Genomic DNA, 17007 nt, shown 5'->3' on the forward strand with positions numbered 1-17007 from the left:
TCGGTGGTGGTTGATTCGGTCGTCCCGCCACCCACTCCCGGTCCACGTCACGTGCCACCGGTGTGCGGGCTGACGAGGCGTTACGGGGATGAGGTCACGATGACACCGGCGAGCGGTCCCGATCTGGTGCGGCGGTTGGGTGACATCTGCGGAGCCCGGTTCGCCCGGCCCGCCGGACCGGCCGATCTGGTGGCCGGCGCCCCGGCCCGGTGGGTGGCGGCACCCGGATCGGTCGACGACGTGGCCGCCGTGCTGCGGATCGCGGCGCAGGAAGACCTGTCCGTGGTCGCCCGCGGGGCCGGCTCGAAGATCGACTGGGGAGCGCCGGCCGCTCCGGTCGACATCGTCCTCGACACCGGCCGGCTCGCCGGCATCCGGCACGGCACCCCGGACGAACTGGTCGCCGAGATCGGCGCCGGCACCCCGCTGCGGGCGGTGCAGGCCGCACTCGACTGGGTCGGCCAGCGGCTGCCGCTCGACCCGCCGTCACCCGGCGCGACGGTCGGCGGCGTGGTCGCCGCCGACGAGGCCGGCCCGCTGCGTCAACTGCACGGCACCCCGGCCGACCAGTTGGTCGGACTCAGCTATGTGGACGCGTCCGGCGCGGTCACCCGCTCGGAGGGCTGGTCGGCGGCGTGGACGCCGGGGCCCGACCCGGCCCGGCTGCTCTGCGGTTCACTCGGCGCGCTCGGCGTCGTGGTGTCGGCCACCCTGCGGGTCCAGCCGACGCCGGCCAGCCGGGTCTGGGTGTCCCGTTCGGTCTGGACCCCGCTGGAGATGCACGACGTGGTGCGCGACGTACGGGAGGCCGGGCTGGCGCCGGCCGCGATCGAGGTCGACCTGCGCCCGGCCACGCCCGCGATCGGCGCGAGGAACCGGCCGGCCCACCCGCCGGCCGGCCCCGGCACCCTGTCGATACTGGTCGAAGGCGGTCCTGCCGAGGTGGCCGAGCGGGTCGCCGAGTTGATCGCGGTCGCCGGTGGGGACGCGCAGGCTTACGGTGGGCCGCCCGACTGGTGGCGGCGCTACCCGTTCGGTCCGGGCGACGTGGCGCTGCAACTCGACGTGCCGGTCGGCGACCTGCACGCCGCCATCTACGCGCTGCGCGACGCCGCCGGCTCCGCCGTGCCCGTACGTGGCTCGGCCGGGGTCGGGGTCGTGCACGCGGCCCTGCCGGGCCGGCTGCCGCCGGAACGGGTGAGCGCGATCCTGGCCGCGGTGCGCGGAGTGCTGCTCGGCCGGGGTGGCACCTGCGTGGTGGTCGCCGCGCCGACGCCGATCAGGGAAGCCGTCGACCTGTGGGGCGACCTGGCCACCCTGCCCCTGCTGCGACGGATCAAGCACCGCTTCGACCCGCACGCCCGGCTCGCCCCCGGCCGCTTCCCCGGCAGCCGCTGACCGGGAGGCCGCCGGCTAGCCGGGCGGCGGCGGGCTCGTCCCGTGCGCCGGGGCGCACCCGTCCCGCGTGGCCAGCAGGGTGTCGATCAACGTCCGGGCCAGCCACCTCTCGTATTCGGCGGCGCTCCAGTCGCAGATCCCGGTGAGGCGCTCGAAAACCTCGATCGAGGTCAGCGCGTAGATGTGGGCGGCCGCGCGGTCGACGGTCAGCCCCGCGCGGAGAGCGCCCACCTGGGACAGATGGTCGGCCGGCCCCCGGCTGCCGACCAGCCTCTGCCGCTCGGTATCGGTCAGCAACTCGTCGATGCCGGCGTCGCCCGGCCCGGCACCCGCGGCCGCCCGCAGCACGCGGTGCACCGCGCCGATCCGCTGGAAGATGGCCGTCGCCATGGCGGCATAGAGCTCCAGCTTCCGGCTCGGGTCGGGCTCGGCGATGATCGCGTGCACCTGCGGGCGGTCACTCTGCGGCACCGGCTGGGCGTCACCGGCCAGGGTGACGTCGTAGACGAGCCGGGCCAGGCCCGGTTTTCCGCCCGGGCAGGACGAGTACAGCGTCTGCACGGCCACGCCAGCGGCGCGGGCCACGTCCGCCATGGTCGTGCCGGCGTATCCGTGCTCCAGCATCAACTCGCGGGCCGCTTCGGCGATTCGCTGCCGGGTCGCGGCGGCCTGCTCCTGGCGCAGGTCGCTGGTGTAGCGCCGCTTCGTCTCCTTGCGCACCGCCCCATCCTGCCAAAGAGTTGATTAGATCTACCTCTAATGAAAGTATGGCGTTCCTTCTAATTGGTGGGTGAAGGGCGAACCCATGAGCCTGTTGGCCATCGCGCGCACCGCGGCAGCACTGCTACTCGGCCTGTTCGCAGGCGGCCTGATCTTCACCGTGCTCGCCCCGTCCCTGCGCGAGCTGCCCGGACCCGCGTACGTCAGGTACTGGCAGGCACTCAACGGCGACTACGGCAGGGCCATGCCGGTGCTGCTGCTGACCTGCGTCGCCCTGCTGGTGGCGACCTCCGCCCTGTCCTACCGGCGCGGCGGGCTCACCTTCGTCCTGAGTCTCGCCGCCACCGGGTTGGCGATCGGCGTCATCGTCCTGACCGTGACCTGGCTGGAGCCGCTCAACGACATCGCGAACTCGTGGCACCCCGACGAGCCTCCCGGCACCTGGTCGAGCCTGCGCGACCGTTGGTGGTCCCTGCATCTGGTCCGGACGGTGTTGGCGGTGGCGGCGTTCGCCTGTCTCCTGCTCGCGCAGGCCGTCGACCAGTCCCGGGCAGCGTCCGACGGCACCGGCGTCAGCGCGCCGCGTCAGCCCGAGGACGCACCCGCTGCGGCCCGACGGCACTGAACCCGAAGCCCGCGCACGGTCAAGGGTTTCGAATCATCCGGCCGACCGGCCGACGGATCAGGCGGTGCCGTCGTTGCGGATGACCAGGATCGCGATGTCGTCGCGCGGCGACTCGACCGAGAAGCCGAGCGTCGCACTGCGCAGTCGGGCCGCCACCACGTCGGCGGAGTATCCGGCGAGCGGGCCGGCGGCGTCGCGCAGCCGTTCGGTGCCGAACAGTTCCCGGCCGCGCCGCCGCTCGGTCACCCCGTCGGTGTAGAACACCAGCGCGTCGCCGGGGCGCAGCGGCACTCCGACCGACGGCGAGGCGATCGTGTCGAGCAGCCCGAGGGCGGTGCCGCCGGTGCCGACGAACGAGGCCCGGCCGTCGGTGCGTACGAGCACCGGCCGGTCGTGACCGGCCAGGTGCAGCGACACGTCGAGCAGCCCGTCGCCGGCCCGGCCGACCGCCGCGAGGGCGAGCGTGCAGTAGCGTCCGCCGCCGCGCTCGACCAGGGTCTTGTTGAGCCGGGCCAGCGCCTCGGGCAGCGGCTTGCCGTCGCCGACGAGCACCCGGATGACGTCCCGGACGAGCCCGGTCACCGCCGCGGCCTGCACGCCCTTGCCGGACACGTCGCCGATGACCACCAGCCAGCGACCGTCGGGCAGCGGTACGACGTCGTAGAAGTCGCCGCCGACGGCGGCGGTGTCGCCGGTCGGGACGTATTCGGCGGCGAAGCCGATGCCCTCGACCACCGGCAGCACCGGCGGCAGCAGCGACTGTTGCAGGGTGTGCGCGATGCGGCGACGCTCGTCGTGGATCCGCGCGTTGTCGATGGCCAGCGCGGCCCGCCGGGCCACGTCTTCGAGGACGGCCACCTCGTCGGGGTCGTGCCGGTGCCGCTGGTGCCGGCCGACCGCGAGGGTGCCGAGCCGCTGGCCCCGGGCGATCAGCGGTACGGCGATCCCGTCCATCGGCGCGCCGAGCGGCACCTGCGAACCGGACCGCGACGCCTCGCGCAGCCGCCCGTGCAGCGAGTCGGAGCCGTTCTCCTTGAGCAGGTCGTGGAGTTGGGGCAGGACCGATTCGTCGGCGTGGCTGGCGGCGGCCAGGTGCAGCCGTCCCCACTCGTCGGTGGTGTGCACCGCGCACCACTGCCCGAGCCGCGGCACCACGAGCTGCGGGATGAGGGCCATGGTCAGCTCGACGTCGAGCGACTGGGCGAGTAGTTCGCTGGCCTCGGCGAGGAACGTCAACCAGGTCTGCCGGCGTACGTCGGCCCGGCGCAGCCGGTCGTTCTCCAGGTGCAGGGAGAGCCGTTCGGCGACGAGCGCGGCCAGCGGCCGGGCATACCCGGAGGGCGCGGCGTCGAGTTCCAGTTCGCCGGAGTACGGCCGGTTGACCGCGAGCGGGACGCGCACCAGGTCGTCCTCGGGACGCGGGTGCCGGCCGTACCGGGCGAGCAGTTGGGCGCCCGCGCCGTCGCCACGGTCGAGGCGGACCGCCCCACCGGCGGCACCGACCATCTCGGCGACCCGGGCGAGCAGCGCGCCGGCGAAGTCGGACAGCGTGTCGTCGGCGTAGGCGTCGGGGGCGACGTGCATCAGCGCGTTCATCGCGCCGGCGCTCGGGGCGTCGCTCGGCTCCGCGGCGGTGGTGATCGTCGGGGTGGGTGACGGGCCGGGGTTGTGCCGGTGGTCGGCCGGTGGCGGATCGGCCGCCGGACCGCCCTTGCGGTCGAGCCGGAACCACACGCCCTTGCCGGTCGGCAGGTGGGTGGTGCCCCACCGGCTGGAGAAGTGGTCGACGAGCAGCAGGCCACGCCCTCGCTCCGACACTTCGGATATGTCCGTTTGGTCGTTTTTCGGAGTGACCCGTACTGTTTCCAGGGGGCCGGCCGCGAAGTCGGTGACCGTCACGGTCAGCCCGGCGGGGTCGGCGACCACCTCGATGTCCAGTTCGGTCTTGGCGTGCATGACCGCGTTGGTCGAGAGTTCGGTGGTCAGCAGCAACGCCTCGTTGAGCAGTTCGTCGAGGTCGGCGTCGGCGAGCACCGATCGCACCACGGCCCGCGCGGCCGCCGGCGTGCGCCGGTCGGCGGGGAGCCGAACCCTGCGGACGTGCTCGTCCGCGCCCATCGGGCCCTGTCCGGTCTCCGCTGACACCCCTGCATCCTCCACCGGCGGCCCCTGATCCTCCAAGCCGGGCACCCGACCGGGTACGCCCCAAGCATGGTCACGCTCGCACTCGGCGCCGCAAAGGAGCAATGATGAGGTACCGGCCGGCAAGAAACGGCCGGTGGACGTGCTGCCCTGTCCCAGATTTGAGCGAGGCGCGATGACGACGGCGAAACAGCAGGCCACGGCTGCCGACCCGACCCGGTCCGAGGAAGCTGTCCTGCTCGACGAGTTGGCCGAGGCGCTGCGCAGGGTCCGCCGGGGCGAGCTGAAGACGCGGCTGCCCCGGCGCACCGGTGTCGGCAGCGAGGTCGTCGACGCCTTCAACGAGGTGGTCGGGCTGCAAGAGCGGCAGAACCTCGACGTACGGCGGATCAGCCGGATCGTCGGGCGGGACGGCCGGCTCACCGAGCGGCTGGACGAGGAGGGCTTCGACGGCGCGTGGGCAGACGGCCAGCGGGCGATCAACTCCCTGATCGACGACCTCGGTCGGCCGACCACCGAGATCGCCCGGGTCATCGTCGCGGTCGCCGACGGCGACCTCTCCCAGCACATGCACCTCGAGATCGACGGCCGGCCGCTGCGCGGCGAGTTCCTGCGCATCGGCCGCACCGTCAACACGATGGTCGACCAGCTCTCGTCGTTCGCCGACGAGGTGACCCGGGTGGCCCGCGAGGTGGGCACCGAGGGCGAGCTGGGTGGTCAGGCCGATGTGCGCGGCGTCGCCGGCACCTGGAAGGACCTGACCGACTCGGTCAACACGATGGCCTCCAACCTGACCCACCAGGTGCGGTCGATCTCGCAGGTGGCGACCGCGGTGGCCCGGGGCGACCTGTCGCAGAAGATCACCGTGTCGGCACGTGGCGAGGTCGCCGAGCTGGCCGACACGATGAACTCGCTGACCGACACGCTGCGGCTCTTCGCCGAGCAGGTGACCCGGGTGGCCCGCGAGGTGGGCACCGAGGGCAAGCTGGGCGGCCAGGCCCAGGTGCCCAACGTCGCCGGCACCTGGAAGGACCTCACCGACAGCGTCAACTCGATGGCGTCGAACCTGACCGCCCAGGTGCGGAACATCGCCCAGGTGTCGACGGCGGTGGCCAACGGCGACCTGTCGCAGAAGATCACGGTGGCCGCCCAGGGCGAGATCCTGGAACTCAAGGACACCGTCAACACGATGGTGGACCAGTTGTCGTCGTTCGCCGACGAGGTCACCCGGGTGGCCCGCGAGGTCGGCATCGAGGGCAAGCTCGGCGGCCAGGCCCAGGTGCGTGGCCTGTCCGGCACGTGGCGCGACCTCACCGAGAACGTCAACCAGCTCGCCGGCAACCTCACCTCACAGGTCCGGAACATCTCGCAGGTGTCGACGGCGGTGGCCAAGGGCGACCTGTCGCAGAAGATCACCGTCGACGCCCGGGGCGAGATCCTGGAGCTGAAGTCGACGGTGAACACGATGGTCGACCAGTTGTCGTCGTTCGCCGACGAGGTCACCCGGGTGGCCCGCGAGGTGGGCACCGAGGGCAAGCTCGGCGGCCAGGCCCAGGTCAAGGGCGTCTCCGGCACGTGGCGCGACCTGACGGACAACGTCAACTCGATGGCGTCGAACCTGACCTCGCAGGTGCGGAACATCGCCTCGGTCACCACGGCCGTCGCCAAGGGCGACCTGTCGCAGAAGATCACCGTCGACGCCCGGGGCGAGATCCTGGAGCTGAAGTCGACGGTGAACACGATGGTCGACCAGTTGTCGTCGTTCGCCGACGAGGTCACCCGGGTGGCCCGCGAGGTGGGCACCGAGGGCAAGCTCGGCGGCCAGGCCCAGGTACGCGGTGTGGCCGGCACCTGGCGCGACCTGACGGACAACGTCAACTTCATGGCGTCGAACCTGACCGCCCAGGTCCGCAACATCGCCCAGGTCTCCACCGCGGTCGCGCGCGGCGACCTGTCGCAGAAGATCACCGTCGACGCGCAGGGCGAGATCCTGGAGCTGAAGTCGACGGTGAACACGATGGTCGACCAGCTCTCGTCGTTCGCCGACGAGGTGACCCGGGTGGCCCGCGAGGTCGGCATCGAGGGCAAGCTCGGCGGCCAGGCCCAGGTACGCGGCGTCTCGGGCACCTGGCGCGACCTGACCGACAACGTCAACTCGATGGCGTCGAACCTGACCGCCCAGGTGCGGAACATCGCCTCGGTCACCACCGCCGTGGCCCGCGGCGACCTCGGTCAGAAGATCACCGTCGACGCGCAGGGCGAGATCCTGGAGCTGAAGTCGACGGTGAACACGATGGTCGACCAGCTCTCGTCGTTCGCCGACGAGGTCACCCGGGTCGGCCGGGAGGTCGGCATCGAGGGCAAGCTCGGCGGTCAGGCCCAGGTGCGTGGCGTGGCCGGCACCTGGCGCGACCTCACCGACAACGTCAACCAGCTCGCCTCGACCCTGACCACCCAGCTCCGGGCGATCTCCCAGGTCTCCACGGCGGTGACCCGCGGCGACCTGACCCAGCGGATCGCGGTCGAGGCGCAGGGCGAGGTCGCGGAGCTGAAGGACAACATCAACCAGATGATCGTCACGCTCCGCGAGACGACGAAGAAGAACGCCGAGCAGGGCTGGCTCGACTCCAACCTGGCCCGGATCGGCGGGCTGCTCCAGGGCCAGCGCGACCTCGGCGAGGTCTGCCGAATGATCATGACCGAGGTGACCCCACTCGTCGACGCGCAACTCGGCGCCTTCTTCCTCGCCGACAACAACGAGGCCGTCACCCGGCTCCGGCTGACCGCCTCGTACGGCTACGTCGCCCGCAACCACGACGTCACCTTCGGGCCCAGCGAAGGGCTCGTCGGCCAGGTCGCGGTGTCCCGGCGGATCATCCGGGTCGGCGCCACCGCGCCGGCCGGCCAGCTCACCCTGCGCTCCGGCCTGCTCGAAGCCACCCCACGCGACCTGGTCGTCCTGCCGGTCCTCTTCGAGGGCGAACTGCTCGGCGTCATCGAGTTCGCCTGCGTCGCCGCCTTCTCCGAACTGCACCTGACCTTCCTCGAACGGCTCGTCGCCACGATCGGGATCGCGCTCAACACGATCCAGGCCAACCGGCGTACGGAGGAACTGCTCGCCCAGTCCCAGCGACTGGCCCACGAGTTGCAGGAGCAGTCGGCGGAGCTGCAGCGCACCAACGCCGAACTGGAGGACAAGGCGCAACTGCTGTCGGAGCAGAAGGGCAACATCGAGACCAAGAACCGCGAGATCGAGATGGCCCGGATCGGTCTGGAGGAGAAGGCCCAGCAGCTGTCCCGGGCGTCGGCGTACAAGTCGGAGTTCCTGGCCAACATGAGCCACGAGCTGCGTACGCCGCTGAACTCGCTGCTCCTGCTCGCCCGGCTGCTGGCCGACAACACCGAGCAGAACCTCAGCCCGAAGCAGATCGAGTTCGCCCGCACGATCCACAGCGCTGGGTCCGACCTGCTCTCCCTGATCGACGACATCCTCGACCTGTCGAAGATCGAGGCCGGCCGGATGGACGTCGAGCCGACCGAGGTCGGCTTCGCCGACATCCAGGCCTACGTCGAGCAGGCGTTCGCCCCGCAGGCCGAGGAGAAGACCCTCGAGTTCCAGGTGCAGATCTCCCGGGACCTGCCGCCGGTGGTCGTCACCGACGCGCAGCGCCTCCAGCAGATCCTGCGCAACCTGCTCTCCAACGCGGTCAAGTTCACCGACACCGGGGCGGTTCTACTCCAGATCGGCCCGGCTCCGGAGGGGATGTACTTCGACGTACCGGCGCTGGCGACCGCCCGCCAGGTGGTGGCCTTCGCGGTGATCGACACCGGGATCGGGATCTCGGACGACAAGCTGTCGCTGATCTTCGAGGCGTTCCAGCAGGCCGACGGCACCACCAGCCGCCGGTACGGCGGAACCGGCCTGGGCCTGTCGATCAGCCGGGACATCGCCCAGTTGCTCGGCGGCACGATCGTCGTCTCGTCCGCGCCCGGGCAGGGGTCGACGTTCACGCTGTTCCTGCCGGACGTGCTCGCGCCGGACGCGGTGGTGACGCCGGGGCCGACCCCGCTGCCGCCGGCCCGGGTCAGCCCGTCGCTGGTGCTGCCGGCCGCCGAGGAGTTGCCGGCCGCGCCGGTCACCCGCCAGCTCGACGGCACCACCGTGCTGATCATCGACGACGACGTACGGAACGTCTTCGCCCTGACCAGCGCGCTCGAACTGCACGGGATGACGGTGCTCTATTCCGACAACGGCGCCGAAGGGGTACGCCTGCTCGCCGAGCATCCCGAGGTCGATATCGTGTTGATGGACGCGATGATGCCTGACCAGGACGGATACGAGACGACCAGGGCGATCCGGCGCAATCACCGGTTCGCCGACCTGCCGGTGGTGTTCCTGACCGCCAAGGCGATGCCGGGTGACCGGGAGTCCGCCCTGGCGGCCGGGGCCAGCGACTACATCACCAAACCCGTCGACCTCGACGACCTGATCGCCCTGATGGCGGACTGGGTCAACGGCGGGGGGCGGGAGGTAAAGGCGTGACCGTCCGGGCGTCCGGGACGGACGCGTACGCAGCCGGCACCACGACGAAGGGCCCCACCCAGTGACCGAAATGGCGAAAGCGCTGCTCGTCGACGACCGGAAGGACAATCTGCTCGCCCTGGAGGCGATCCTCCAGGGCCTGCCGGTGCAGTCGGTCGCCGTCGAGAGCGGTGAGGCCGCCCTGAAGCGGCTGCTGGTCGACGACTTCGCGGTGATCCTGCTCGACGCCCAGATGCCCGACATGGACGGTTTCGAGACGGCGAGCCACATCAAGCGCCGGGAACGTACCCGGCACGTGCCGATCATCTTCCTGACCGCCGCCGACCGCGACGCGCAGCTCGCCCTGCGCGGCTACGCGGTCGGCGCGGTCGACTACCTCACCAAGCCGTTCGACCCGTGGGTGCTCCGGGCCAAGGTGTCGATCTTCGTCGACCTGTGGACCAAGAGCCGCCAGCTGGCGGCGCAGTCCGAGGCCGTACGCGCCCGCGAGGCGCAGTGGCGGTCGCTGACCGAGGCCGTCGACGCGGCAACGGCCCAACTGCGCTCCGACGACCCGTCGGCCCGCGAGCGCGCCGTCGAACTGCTGGAGCAGGCCCGCTGGGGAACCGGCGCCTGACGGCTCGCCACACCGCGGAGCCGGCCGGGTGCCGTTTCCAGCGCTGTCGATGCGGGTAGTTGTCGGGGCATGTCGCAGCGTGAGACGTTCCCCGCGCCCGGTCACCTCGACCCGCTGTACCGGTTCCACACGCTTCCGCGGCCGAGCCCCGGCCGGCGGCGTACGGCGATCCTGCTGGCGCTGCTCAGCGGCCCGATCGCCGGTCTGCTCTGCGTGCTGCTGGCCAACTCGCTGCTGGCCGGCGCCAGCGGCTGGCTGCAGGCCGCCGTCTTCGTGGTGGTCGGGTTCGCCACCGGATCCGCGGTGCTCGGAGCGCTGGCCACGGTCGACGCCGGGGACCGCTGAGCGGCCCGGCGACCGCGCCAGCCGCGCAGATCGGGCCAGCCCGCGACGACCGTGCCCGGATCAGCCGGCGGACTGCTCGTTTCGCACCATCAGCGCCGAACGCAGGCCGGTGATGTCGAGCACCCGCAGCAGGAAGTCGCCCACGTTGGTGAGGATCAGCGGGCTGCGTGAGTGGCTCGCCTTACGGCTGAGCACGACAAGGGTGCCCAGCCCCTGCGAGTCGCAGAACGTCACACCGGCCAGGTCCAGGACGATCCGGGCCGGTGGATCGATCAGTAGTTCGTTCACCGTGCTCGACAGGCGTGCCGCGGTGAGCATGTCGATCTCGCCGACCAGGGTCACCACCGCCTCGTCGGCCGTACGCTGCACCGCGATCGACAGCTCCGGACGCTCCACAAGGCCACCTTATCGCGCTCTCGCCCACCCGGCCCGTCGACCGGACGGCGCCGGTGACCGGTGGGTTCCACGGGGTGACGTTGACTGCCCTCGGCAGGGGTGGCTGCCAGCCAGCGCCGCAGCGCTGTCAGAATGGCAGCACCGTGACCGAAACGCATACCGCCGGTGCCAGCCGATTCCCGGCTGACGCGCCCGCCTCCGAGGCCCTGTTCGACCGCGCCCGACGCATCATCCCGGGCGGGGTCAATTCTCCCGTGCGCGCCTTCCAGGCGGTCGGCGGCACGCCGAGGTTCATGGCCCGCGGCGCCGGCCCGTGGCTCTTCGACGCCGACGGTCGCCGCTACGTCGACCTGGTCTGCTCCTGGGGCCCACTGATCCTCGGGCACGCCCACCCGGAGGTGGTCGCCGCCGTGCAGGAGGCCGCCGCGCGGGGCACCAGCTTCGGCACCCCGACCGCCGGCGAGGTCGAGCTGGCGGCCGAGATCGTCGCCCGTACCCCGGTCGAGCAGGTCCGCCTGGTCAACTCCGGCACCGAGGCGACCATGTCGGCCATCCGGCTGGCCCGCGGCTTCACCGGGCGGTCCCGGATCGTCAAGTTCTCCGGCTGCTACCACGGCCACGTCGACGCGCTGCTCGCCGCCGCCGGCTCCGGCGTCGCCACCCTCGGCCTGCCCGACTCGCCCGGCGTCACCGGCGCCGCTGCCAGCGAGACGATCGTGCTGCCCTACAACGACCCGGCCGCGGTCGCGGCGGCGTTCGCGGCCGACGGCGAGCACATCGCGGCCGTCATCACCGAGGCGGCCCCGGGCAACATGGGCGTGGTCGCCCCCCGCGACGGCTTCAACCAGGAACTGGCCCGGATCGCGCACGAACACGGCGCGCTGCTGATCGTCGACGAGGTGATGACCGGCTTCCGGGTCTCCGCCGGCGGCTGGGCCGGGCTCGACCCGGTCGACGCCGACCTGTTCACGTTCGGCAAGGTCATGGGTGGCGGGCTGCCCGCCGCCGCCTTCGGCGGCCGTACCGAGATCATGGCCCGGCTCGCCCCCGCCGGCCCGGTCTACCAGGCCGGCACGCTGTCCGGAAACCCGCTGGCCTGCGCCGCCGGCCTGGCCACCCTGCGGCTGGCCGACGCGGCGCTCTACACCCGGCTCGACGAGCTGTCCGCCACCGTGGGCAAGCTCGCGTCCGACGCGCTGGCCGCCGCCGGTGTCCCGCACCGGCTGTCGTACGCCGGCAACATGTTCTCGATCTTTTTCACCGAGGCCGACGTCGTCGACTACGACAGCGCGCGCACCCAGGACACCGCCGCGTTCCGGGCCTTTTTCCACGCGATGCTCTCGGCCGGGGTCTACCTGCCGCCGAGCGCGTTCGAGTCGTGGTTCGTCTCGGCGGCGTTGGACGACGCCGCGCTGGAGCAGATCGCGGCGGCCCTTCCGGCTGCCGCCGACGCGGCCGCGGCCGCGCGGACGCACGGTGGTTGACAGGCGGGGGTGAACGGTGGCTGAGACGGTCGTCCATGTGCTGCGGCACGGTGAGGTATACAACCCGGAGAAGATCCTCTACGGGCGACTACCCGGCTACCGCCTGTCCGAGTTGGGCACCCAGATGGCCAAGGCGGCCGCGCAGGCGCTGGCCGACCGGGACATCTCCCACGTCGTGGCGAGCCCGCTGGAACGGGCCCAGGACACTGCCGAACCGATCGCCGCGCAGTTCGGCCTCCAGGTCGCCGTCGATGAGCGGCTGATCGAGAGCGCGAACTGGTTCGAGGGCAAGCGGGTGTCGCCCGGCGACGGCTCCTTCCGTGACCCCCGCAACTGGTGGGTGCTGCGGGACCCGATGACGCCGTCGTGGGGTGAGGCGTACACCGTCATCGCCGAGCGCATGTTCGCCGCAGTGCACGCCGCCCGGGTCGCCGCCGAGGGCCGCGAAGCGGTCTGCGTCTCGCACCAGTTGCCGATCTGGACGCTGCGCCGGCACGTCGAGCGCAAGCGCCTGTGGCACGACCCGCGCAAGCGGCAGTGCGGGCTGGCCAGCCTGACGTCCTTCCACTTCGACGGGGCCAAGGTCGTCGGGATCGGCTATTCGGAGCCGGCCGCGCACCTGGTCGCCATGTCGCCCGGGGCCCGTACGGCCAAGGGCGCGTGACGGCCGTGCGGATCACAGCCGGGAACCCGGCGCGGCGGGCGGCCACGGGCCGCCCCGGCCGCCTGGCGCTGCTGGTGGCCCTCTTCGCGGCCGTCGCGCTGGCCGGCTGCACCCGCGACGGCGGCTGGGAGCAGGACTGCGACACCACGCCGGACGGCGTGATCGAATGCGCCCCGGACGACCGGCCGGCCGCCCCCGAGGTCGCGGGTGATCTGCTCGACGGCGGCCGTTACGACGTCATCCAGGACCGGGGCCAGGTCGTGGTGGTCAACTTCTGGGGCTCGTGGTGCGCGCCGTGCCGGGCCGAGGCCGCCGACCTGGAAGGCACCTACCAGGCGACCAAGGACAGCGGGGTGCGTTTCCTCGGCATCAACATCCAGGACGCCCGTGACAAGGCCATCGCCTTCGAGGAGGGCCGGGTCAGCTATCCGAGCCTCTTCGACCCGGCGAGCCGGCTCGCGCTGGCCTTCGACGTACCGCCCAACACCATTCCGGCCACCGTGGTCCTCGACCGCGACGGCCGGATCGCGGTGGTGATCCGCAAGGCGGTACGGCAGGAGACGCTGGAACCGATCGTCGCCCGGATCGCCGCGGAACGGCCGCAGGACCGCTGATGGGTGAGACCTTCGCGGAGATCGCCCAGGGCGGCCCGTTGTTGCTGGCGATCGGCGCGGCCGCCCTGGCCGGCCTGGTCAGCTTCCTCTCCCCGTGCGTGCTTCCGCTGGTGCCGGGCTACCTGTCCTACGTGACCGGGCTGGCCGGCGCCGACCTCGACGCGCGGCGGCCGGCGCCGGCCGCTCCACCGACCGGCGAACCCGACGGCACCGGCGGCGGGGTCGCCGTGGCGACCCGTACGCCGACCGCGGTCCGGGGCCGGATGCTGGCCGGGACGCTGCTGTTCATCACCGGGTTCACCGTGGTCTTCACCGCCACCGCGATCCTGTTCGCCAGCATCGGGCGGGTGCTGTTCGAGTACGAGCGGGCCCTGGAGATCGCCGCCGGGCTGATCGTGATCGTGCTCGGCCTGGCCTTTCTCGGCCTCGTTCCGGGCATGCAGCGCGAGTTCCGCATCCGGCGGCTGCCGTCCGCCGGGCTGCTCGGCGCGCCGGTCTTCGGCGCGGTCTTCGCGCTTTCCTGGGTGCCCTGCGTCGGCCCGACCCTCGGTGCGGTGACGACGATGGCCGCGGTCAGCGGGCAGACCGACCGGGCGGTGGTGCTCGCGGTCGCGTACTGCCTGGGGCTGGGGTTGCCGTTCGTCGCGTTCGGGTTGTTCTTCCAGCGGCTGCTCGGGGTCTTCCGGGCCGTGCGCCGCAACAGCCGCTGGGTGACCCGGATCGGCGGCGCGCTGCTGATCGTCATCGGGTTGGCCCTGCTCACCGGCGGCTGGCAGGACTTCGTGATCTGGCTGCAGACCACCTTCAACGTCGGTGACGTGACGGTGGTGATCTGATGTCCGTCGTCGAGGACCGGGTCGCACCGCCCGCCGCTCCGCCGCCGCGCCGGCCCAACCGGGTGCTGGCCCTGCTGCGCAACTCGTGGCGGCAGCTCACCAGCATGCGTACCGCGCTGGTCCTGCTCTTCCTGCTCGCCGTCGCGGCGATCCCGGGTTCGATCCTGCCGCAGCGTGACGTCAACATCGAGAACGTCGAGGCGTACCGGCGGGCGAACCCCGACCTCTATCCGATCATCGACCGGCTCGGCGGGTTCGACGTCTTCGCGTCGCCGTGGTTCTCGGCGATCTACGTGCTGCTCTTCGTCTCGCTGATCGGCTGCATCGTGCCCCGGCTGCGCGACCACGTACGCGCCCTGCGGGCCGCGCCGCCCGCGGCGCCGCGCCGGCTCGACCGGCTGCCGCAGCACGCGGTCCTGGCCGCGCCGGCCGCCGACCCGGCGCGGATCGCCGCCGTGCTGCGCAAGCGCCGCTGGCGGGTGGTGGTCCGCGACGGTGAGGTGTCGGCCGAGAAGAGCCACCTCAAGGAAACCGGCAACCTGATCTTCCACTTTGCGCTGATCGGCGTGCTGTTCGGTGTCGCGTTCGGCTCCTGGTACGGCTGGCACGGCAACCGCCTGCTGGTCGCCGGTCCGGACACCGCCTTCTGCAACAACCTCCAGCAGTACGCCGAAACCGGGCTCGGCCCCCGGGTCGACGCCGCCGACCTGCCGCCGTTCTGCCTCGAACTGACCGATTTCGACGCCCGTTTCCGCGACACCGGCCAGCCGTCGTACTTCCAGGCCAGCGCGAGGGTCGACGAGGCCGGCGGTGACCCGCGCGACGTCGAGTTCTCGGTCAACTCGCCGCTGCGGCTCGACGGCGCCAACGCCTACCTGCTCGGCCACGGCTACGCCCCGGTGATCCGCTACACCGACCGGCTCGGCCGGGCACAGACCTCGGTGGCGCCGTTCCTGACCACCGACGGCAACCTCACCGGTGAGGGTGTCGCCGCGTTCCCCGACGTCAACATCGACCCGGCGACCGGTGACCGCGACCCCGACCAGCAGATGGCCTTCGAGGGCATCTACCTGCCGACCGCTCCGGACGCGCCGCCGTACGTCCGTTCGGTGTTCCCGGCCGAGCGGTCGCCGGCGCTGATGCTGATCGCCTACCGGGGCAACCTGGGCCTCGACGCCGGCATCCCCAGTTCGGTCTACGTCCTCGACCAGCGCCAGGTGGAGGCCGGCAAGCTCAAGCAGGTCGGCGAGGCGAAGCTGATGCGCCCCGGCGAGAGCTGGACGCTCGACGACGGTTCGACGGTCGAGTTCGTCGGCACCCGCGAGTTCATCACGCTGTCGGTCCGGTACGACCCGGGTGAGCGGATCGTGCTGGTCAGCTCGATCGTCATGCTCGCCGGCCTGATGATGTCGATCTTCGGGAAGCGCCGCCGGATCTGGTTCCGGACCGGGCCGGCGCGTGCCGGTACGCCGGCCGCGGCCGGTACGGAGGCCCCCACGACGGCTTCCACGACGGGCGGTAGTAGCTTGATGGAGGCCGGTGGGTTGCCGCGCACCGACTACTCCGGGTTCGCCGACGAGTTCAAGCAACTCGTGGCGGCGGTCGAGCGCAGCGAAGGGAAAAGCTGATGGCCGCACTGTCCGACCAGCTTCTGGTGGTCTCGATCATGGCCTACCTGGTCGCCATGATCTGTCACGCCGTCGAGTTCGCGTTCGGCGACCGCAGCCTGGTGGGCCGGGCCGCCGTCCGGCCGGCCCGCGAACCGGCCCTGGTCGGTGCCGGTGCCGGCGGCGACCAGCCGGCCTTCGAGCCACCGGCCGTCGACGAACCGGCCGCCGACCGGCTCGACCCGCCGCCGTCCGGCCGGGCCGCGCTCGCCGGTCGCATCGCCGTCGTCCTCACCGTCGTCGCCGCCCTACTGCACCTCGGCACCCTGGTCACCCGGGGCATCGCGGCCGAGCGCATGCCGTGGGGCAACATGTACGAGTTCGTGCTCGCGGTCACCTTCGTGGGCATCGCCGCCTGGCTCGGCCTGCTGCTGCGCCGGCCCGGCCTGCGGCACCTCGGCCTGTTCATGACCCTCGTCATGGTGCTGCTGCTCGGCGTGACCGGCCTGGTCATCTACACCCCGGTCGGCCCGCTGGTCCCGGCGCTGGACTCCTACTGGTTCTACGTGCACATCTCGGCGATCGGGCTCGCCTCCGGCGCGTTCGTGCTCGGCATCGTGCCGGCGGTGCTCTACCTGCTGCGCAACGGCTACGACCAGGGCAAGCGCGGCTTCCCGTACAGCCTCGCCGAGCGGGTGCCGGCCGCCGACGTACTCGAACGGCTCACCTTCCGGATCCACGCCTTCGCCTTCCCGCTGTGGACGATGGGTGTGATCGGCGGGGCGATCTGGGCCGAGGCGTCGTGGGGCCGCTACTGGGGCTGGGACCCCAAGGAGACCTGGTCGTTCATCTCCTGGGTGATCTACGCCGGTTACCTGCACGCCCGGGCCACCCCGAGTGTGAAGCGGAAGGTCGCCACCTGGATCGCGATCATCGGCTTCCTCAGCATGCTGATGAACCTCTTCGGCGTGAACCTGTTCTTCGAGGGCCTGCACTCGTACGCCTGACCGGGTCGGG

Annotated in this window: 14 protein-coding genes; 11 read left to right on the forward strand and 3 right to left on the reverse strand. The window is 71.9% G+C overall.

The genetic code is table 11. The features are described 5' to 3' along the window. Window positions 1-99: 99 nt before the first annotated feature. Window positions 100-1398 (forward strand): FAD-binding oxidoreductase, encoded by a 1299-nt coding sequence (locus AB0I42_RS24960; RefSeq protein ID WP_357540587.1) that lies wholly within the window; start codon window positions 100-102, stop codon window positions 1396-1398. Between the two features lie 15 nt (window positions 1399-1413). Here AB0I42_RS24960 and AB0I42_RS24965 read toward each other — a convergent pair whose 3' ends face one another. Continuing rightward, window positions 1414-2118 carry a helix-turn-helix domain-containing protein gene (locus tag AB0I42_RS24965; protein ID WP_357540589.1) on the reverse strand — a complete coding sequence of 235 codons (705 nt, stop codon included), beginning with the start codon at window positions 2116-2118 and terminating at the stop codon, window positions 1414-1416. Window positions 2119-2188: 70 nt separating this feature from the next. On the opposite strand from AB0I42_RS24965, the gene AB0I42_RS24970 reads away from it, so the two are divergent. After that, the gene (locus AB0I42_RS24970; RefSeq protein ID WP_357540591.1) at window positions 2189-2743 is read left to right on the forward strand and encodes a DUF1772 domain-containing protein; all 555 of its coding nucleotides are present in this window, start codon (window positions 2189-2191) and stop codon (window positions 2741-2743) included. A 57-nt stretch (window positions 2744-2800) separates the two neighbouring features. Here the strand turns inward: AB0I42_RS24970 and AB0I42_RS24975 are convergent, their stop codons facing one another. After that, window positions 2801-4861 (reverse strand): SpoIIE family protein phosphatase, encoded by a 2061-nt coding sequence (locus AB0I42_RS24975; RefSeq protein ID WP_357540703.1) that lies wholly within the window; start codon window positions 4859-4861, stop codon window positions 2801-2803. A gap of 199 nt (window positions 4862-5060) precedes the next feature. Here AB0I42_RS24975 and AB0I42_RS24980 point away from each other — a divergent pair, with 199 nt between their 5' ends. The 3 genes from AB0I42_RS24980 to AB0I42_RS24990 all read left to right on the forward strand — a co-directional run bounded on the left by AB0I42_RS24980 (window position 5061) and on the right by AB0I42_RS24990 (window position 10389). Next, window positions 5061-9428 carry a HAMP domain-containing protein gene (locus AB0I42_RS24980; protein WP_357540593.1) on the forward strand — a complete coding sequence of 1456 codons (4368 nt, stop codon included), beginning with the start codon at window positions 5061-5063 and terminating at the stop codon, window positions 9426-9428. A gap of 61 nt (window positions 9429-9489) precedes the next feature. Then, window positions 9490-10044 carry a response regulator gene (locus AB0I42_RS24985; RefSeq protein WP_357540595.1) on the forward strand — a complete coding sequence of 185 codons (555 nt, stop codon included), beginning with the start codon at window positions 9490-9492 and terminating at the stop codon, window positions 10042-10044. A 69-nt stretch (window positions 10045-10113) separates the two neighbouring features. Continuing rightward, the gene (locus AB0I42_RS24990; RefSeq protein ID WP_357540597.1) at window positions 10114-10389 is read left to right on the forward strand and encodes a hypothetical protein; all 276 of its coding nucleotides are present in this window, start codon (window positions 10114-10116) and stop codon (window positions 10387-10389) included. A 60-nt stretch (window positions 10390-10449) separates the two neighbouring features. Here the strand turns inward: AB0I42_RS24990 and AB0I42_RS24995 are convergent, their stop codons facing one another. Further along, complete coding sequence (locus tag AB0I42_RS24995) at window positions 10450-10785, reverse strand: STAS domain-containing protein (protein ID WP_357540599.1); 336 nt, start codon at window positions 10783-10785, stop codon at window positions 10450-10452. Between the two features lie 143 nt (window positions 10786-10928). Here AB0I42_RS24995 and hemL point away from each other — a divergent pair, with 143 nt between their 5' ends. From hemL to ccsB, 6 genes are all read left to right on the forward strand, one after another. Next, window positions 10929-12269 (forward strand): glutamate-1-semialdehyde 2,1-aminomutase, encoded by a 1341-nt coding sequence (gene hemL / locus AB0I42_RS25000; RefSeq protein ID WP_357540601.1) that lies wholly within the window; start codon window positions 10929-10931, stop codon window positions 12267-12269. A gap of 16 nt (window positions 12270-12285) precedes the next feature. After that, a complete protein-coding gene (locus AB0I42_RS25005; protein ID WP_357540603.1) occupies window positions 12286-12933 on the forward strand; it encodes a histidine phosphatase family protein in 648 nt (215 codons plus the stop codon). A gap of 98 nt (window positions 12934-13031) precedes the next feature. After that, window positions 13032-13547 (forward strand): TlpA disulfide reductase family protein, encoded by a 516-nt coding sequence (locus AB0I42_RS25010; RefSeq protein ID WP_357540705.1) that lies wholly within the window; start codon window positions 13032-13034, stop codon window positions 13545-13547. Next, on the forward strand, window positions 13547-14383 hold the full coding sequence (locus AB0I42_RS25015) for a cytochrome c biogenesis protein CcdA (protein ID WP_357540605.1): 837 nt from the start codon (window positions 13547-13549) through the stop codon (window positions 14381-14383). The genes AB0I42_RS25010 and AB0I42_RS25015 overlap by 1 nt, the downstream gene beginning before the upstream one ends. Continuing rightward, the gene (locus AB0I42_RS25020; RefSeq protein ID WP_357540607.1) at window positions 14383-16011 is read left to right on the forward strand and encodes a cytochrome c biogenesis protein ResB; all 1629 of its coding nucleotides are present in this window, start codon (window positions 14383-14385) and stop codon (window positions 16009-16011) included. The genes AB0I42_RS25015 and AB0I42_RS25020 overlap by 1 nt, the downstream gene beginning before the upstream one ends. After that, the gene (gene ccsB / locus AB0I42_RS25025) at window positions 16011-16997 is read left to right on the forward strand and encodes a c-type cytochrome biogenesis protein CcsB (protein ID WP_357540609.1); all 987 of its coding nucleotides are present in this window, start codon (window positions 16011-16013) and stop codon (window positions 16995-16997) included. Before AB0I42_RS25020 ends, ccsB begins: the two co-directional genes overlap by 1 nt. The last annotated feature ends 10 nt before the right edge of the window (window positions 16998-17007 follow it).

It is taken from the genome of Polymorphospora sp. NPDC050346 (assembly GCF_040655695.1).
Taxonomy (GTDB): domain Bacteria; phylum Actinomycetota; class Actinomycetes; order Mycobacteriales; family Micromonosporaceae; genus Polymorphospora; species Polymorphospora lycopeni.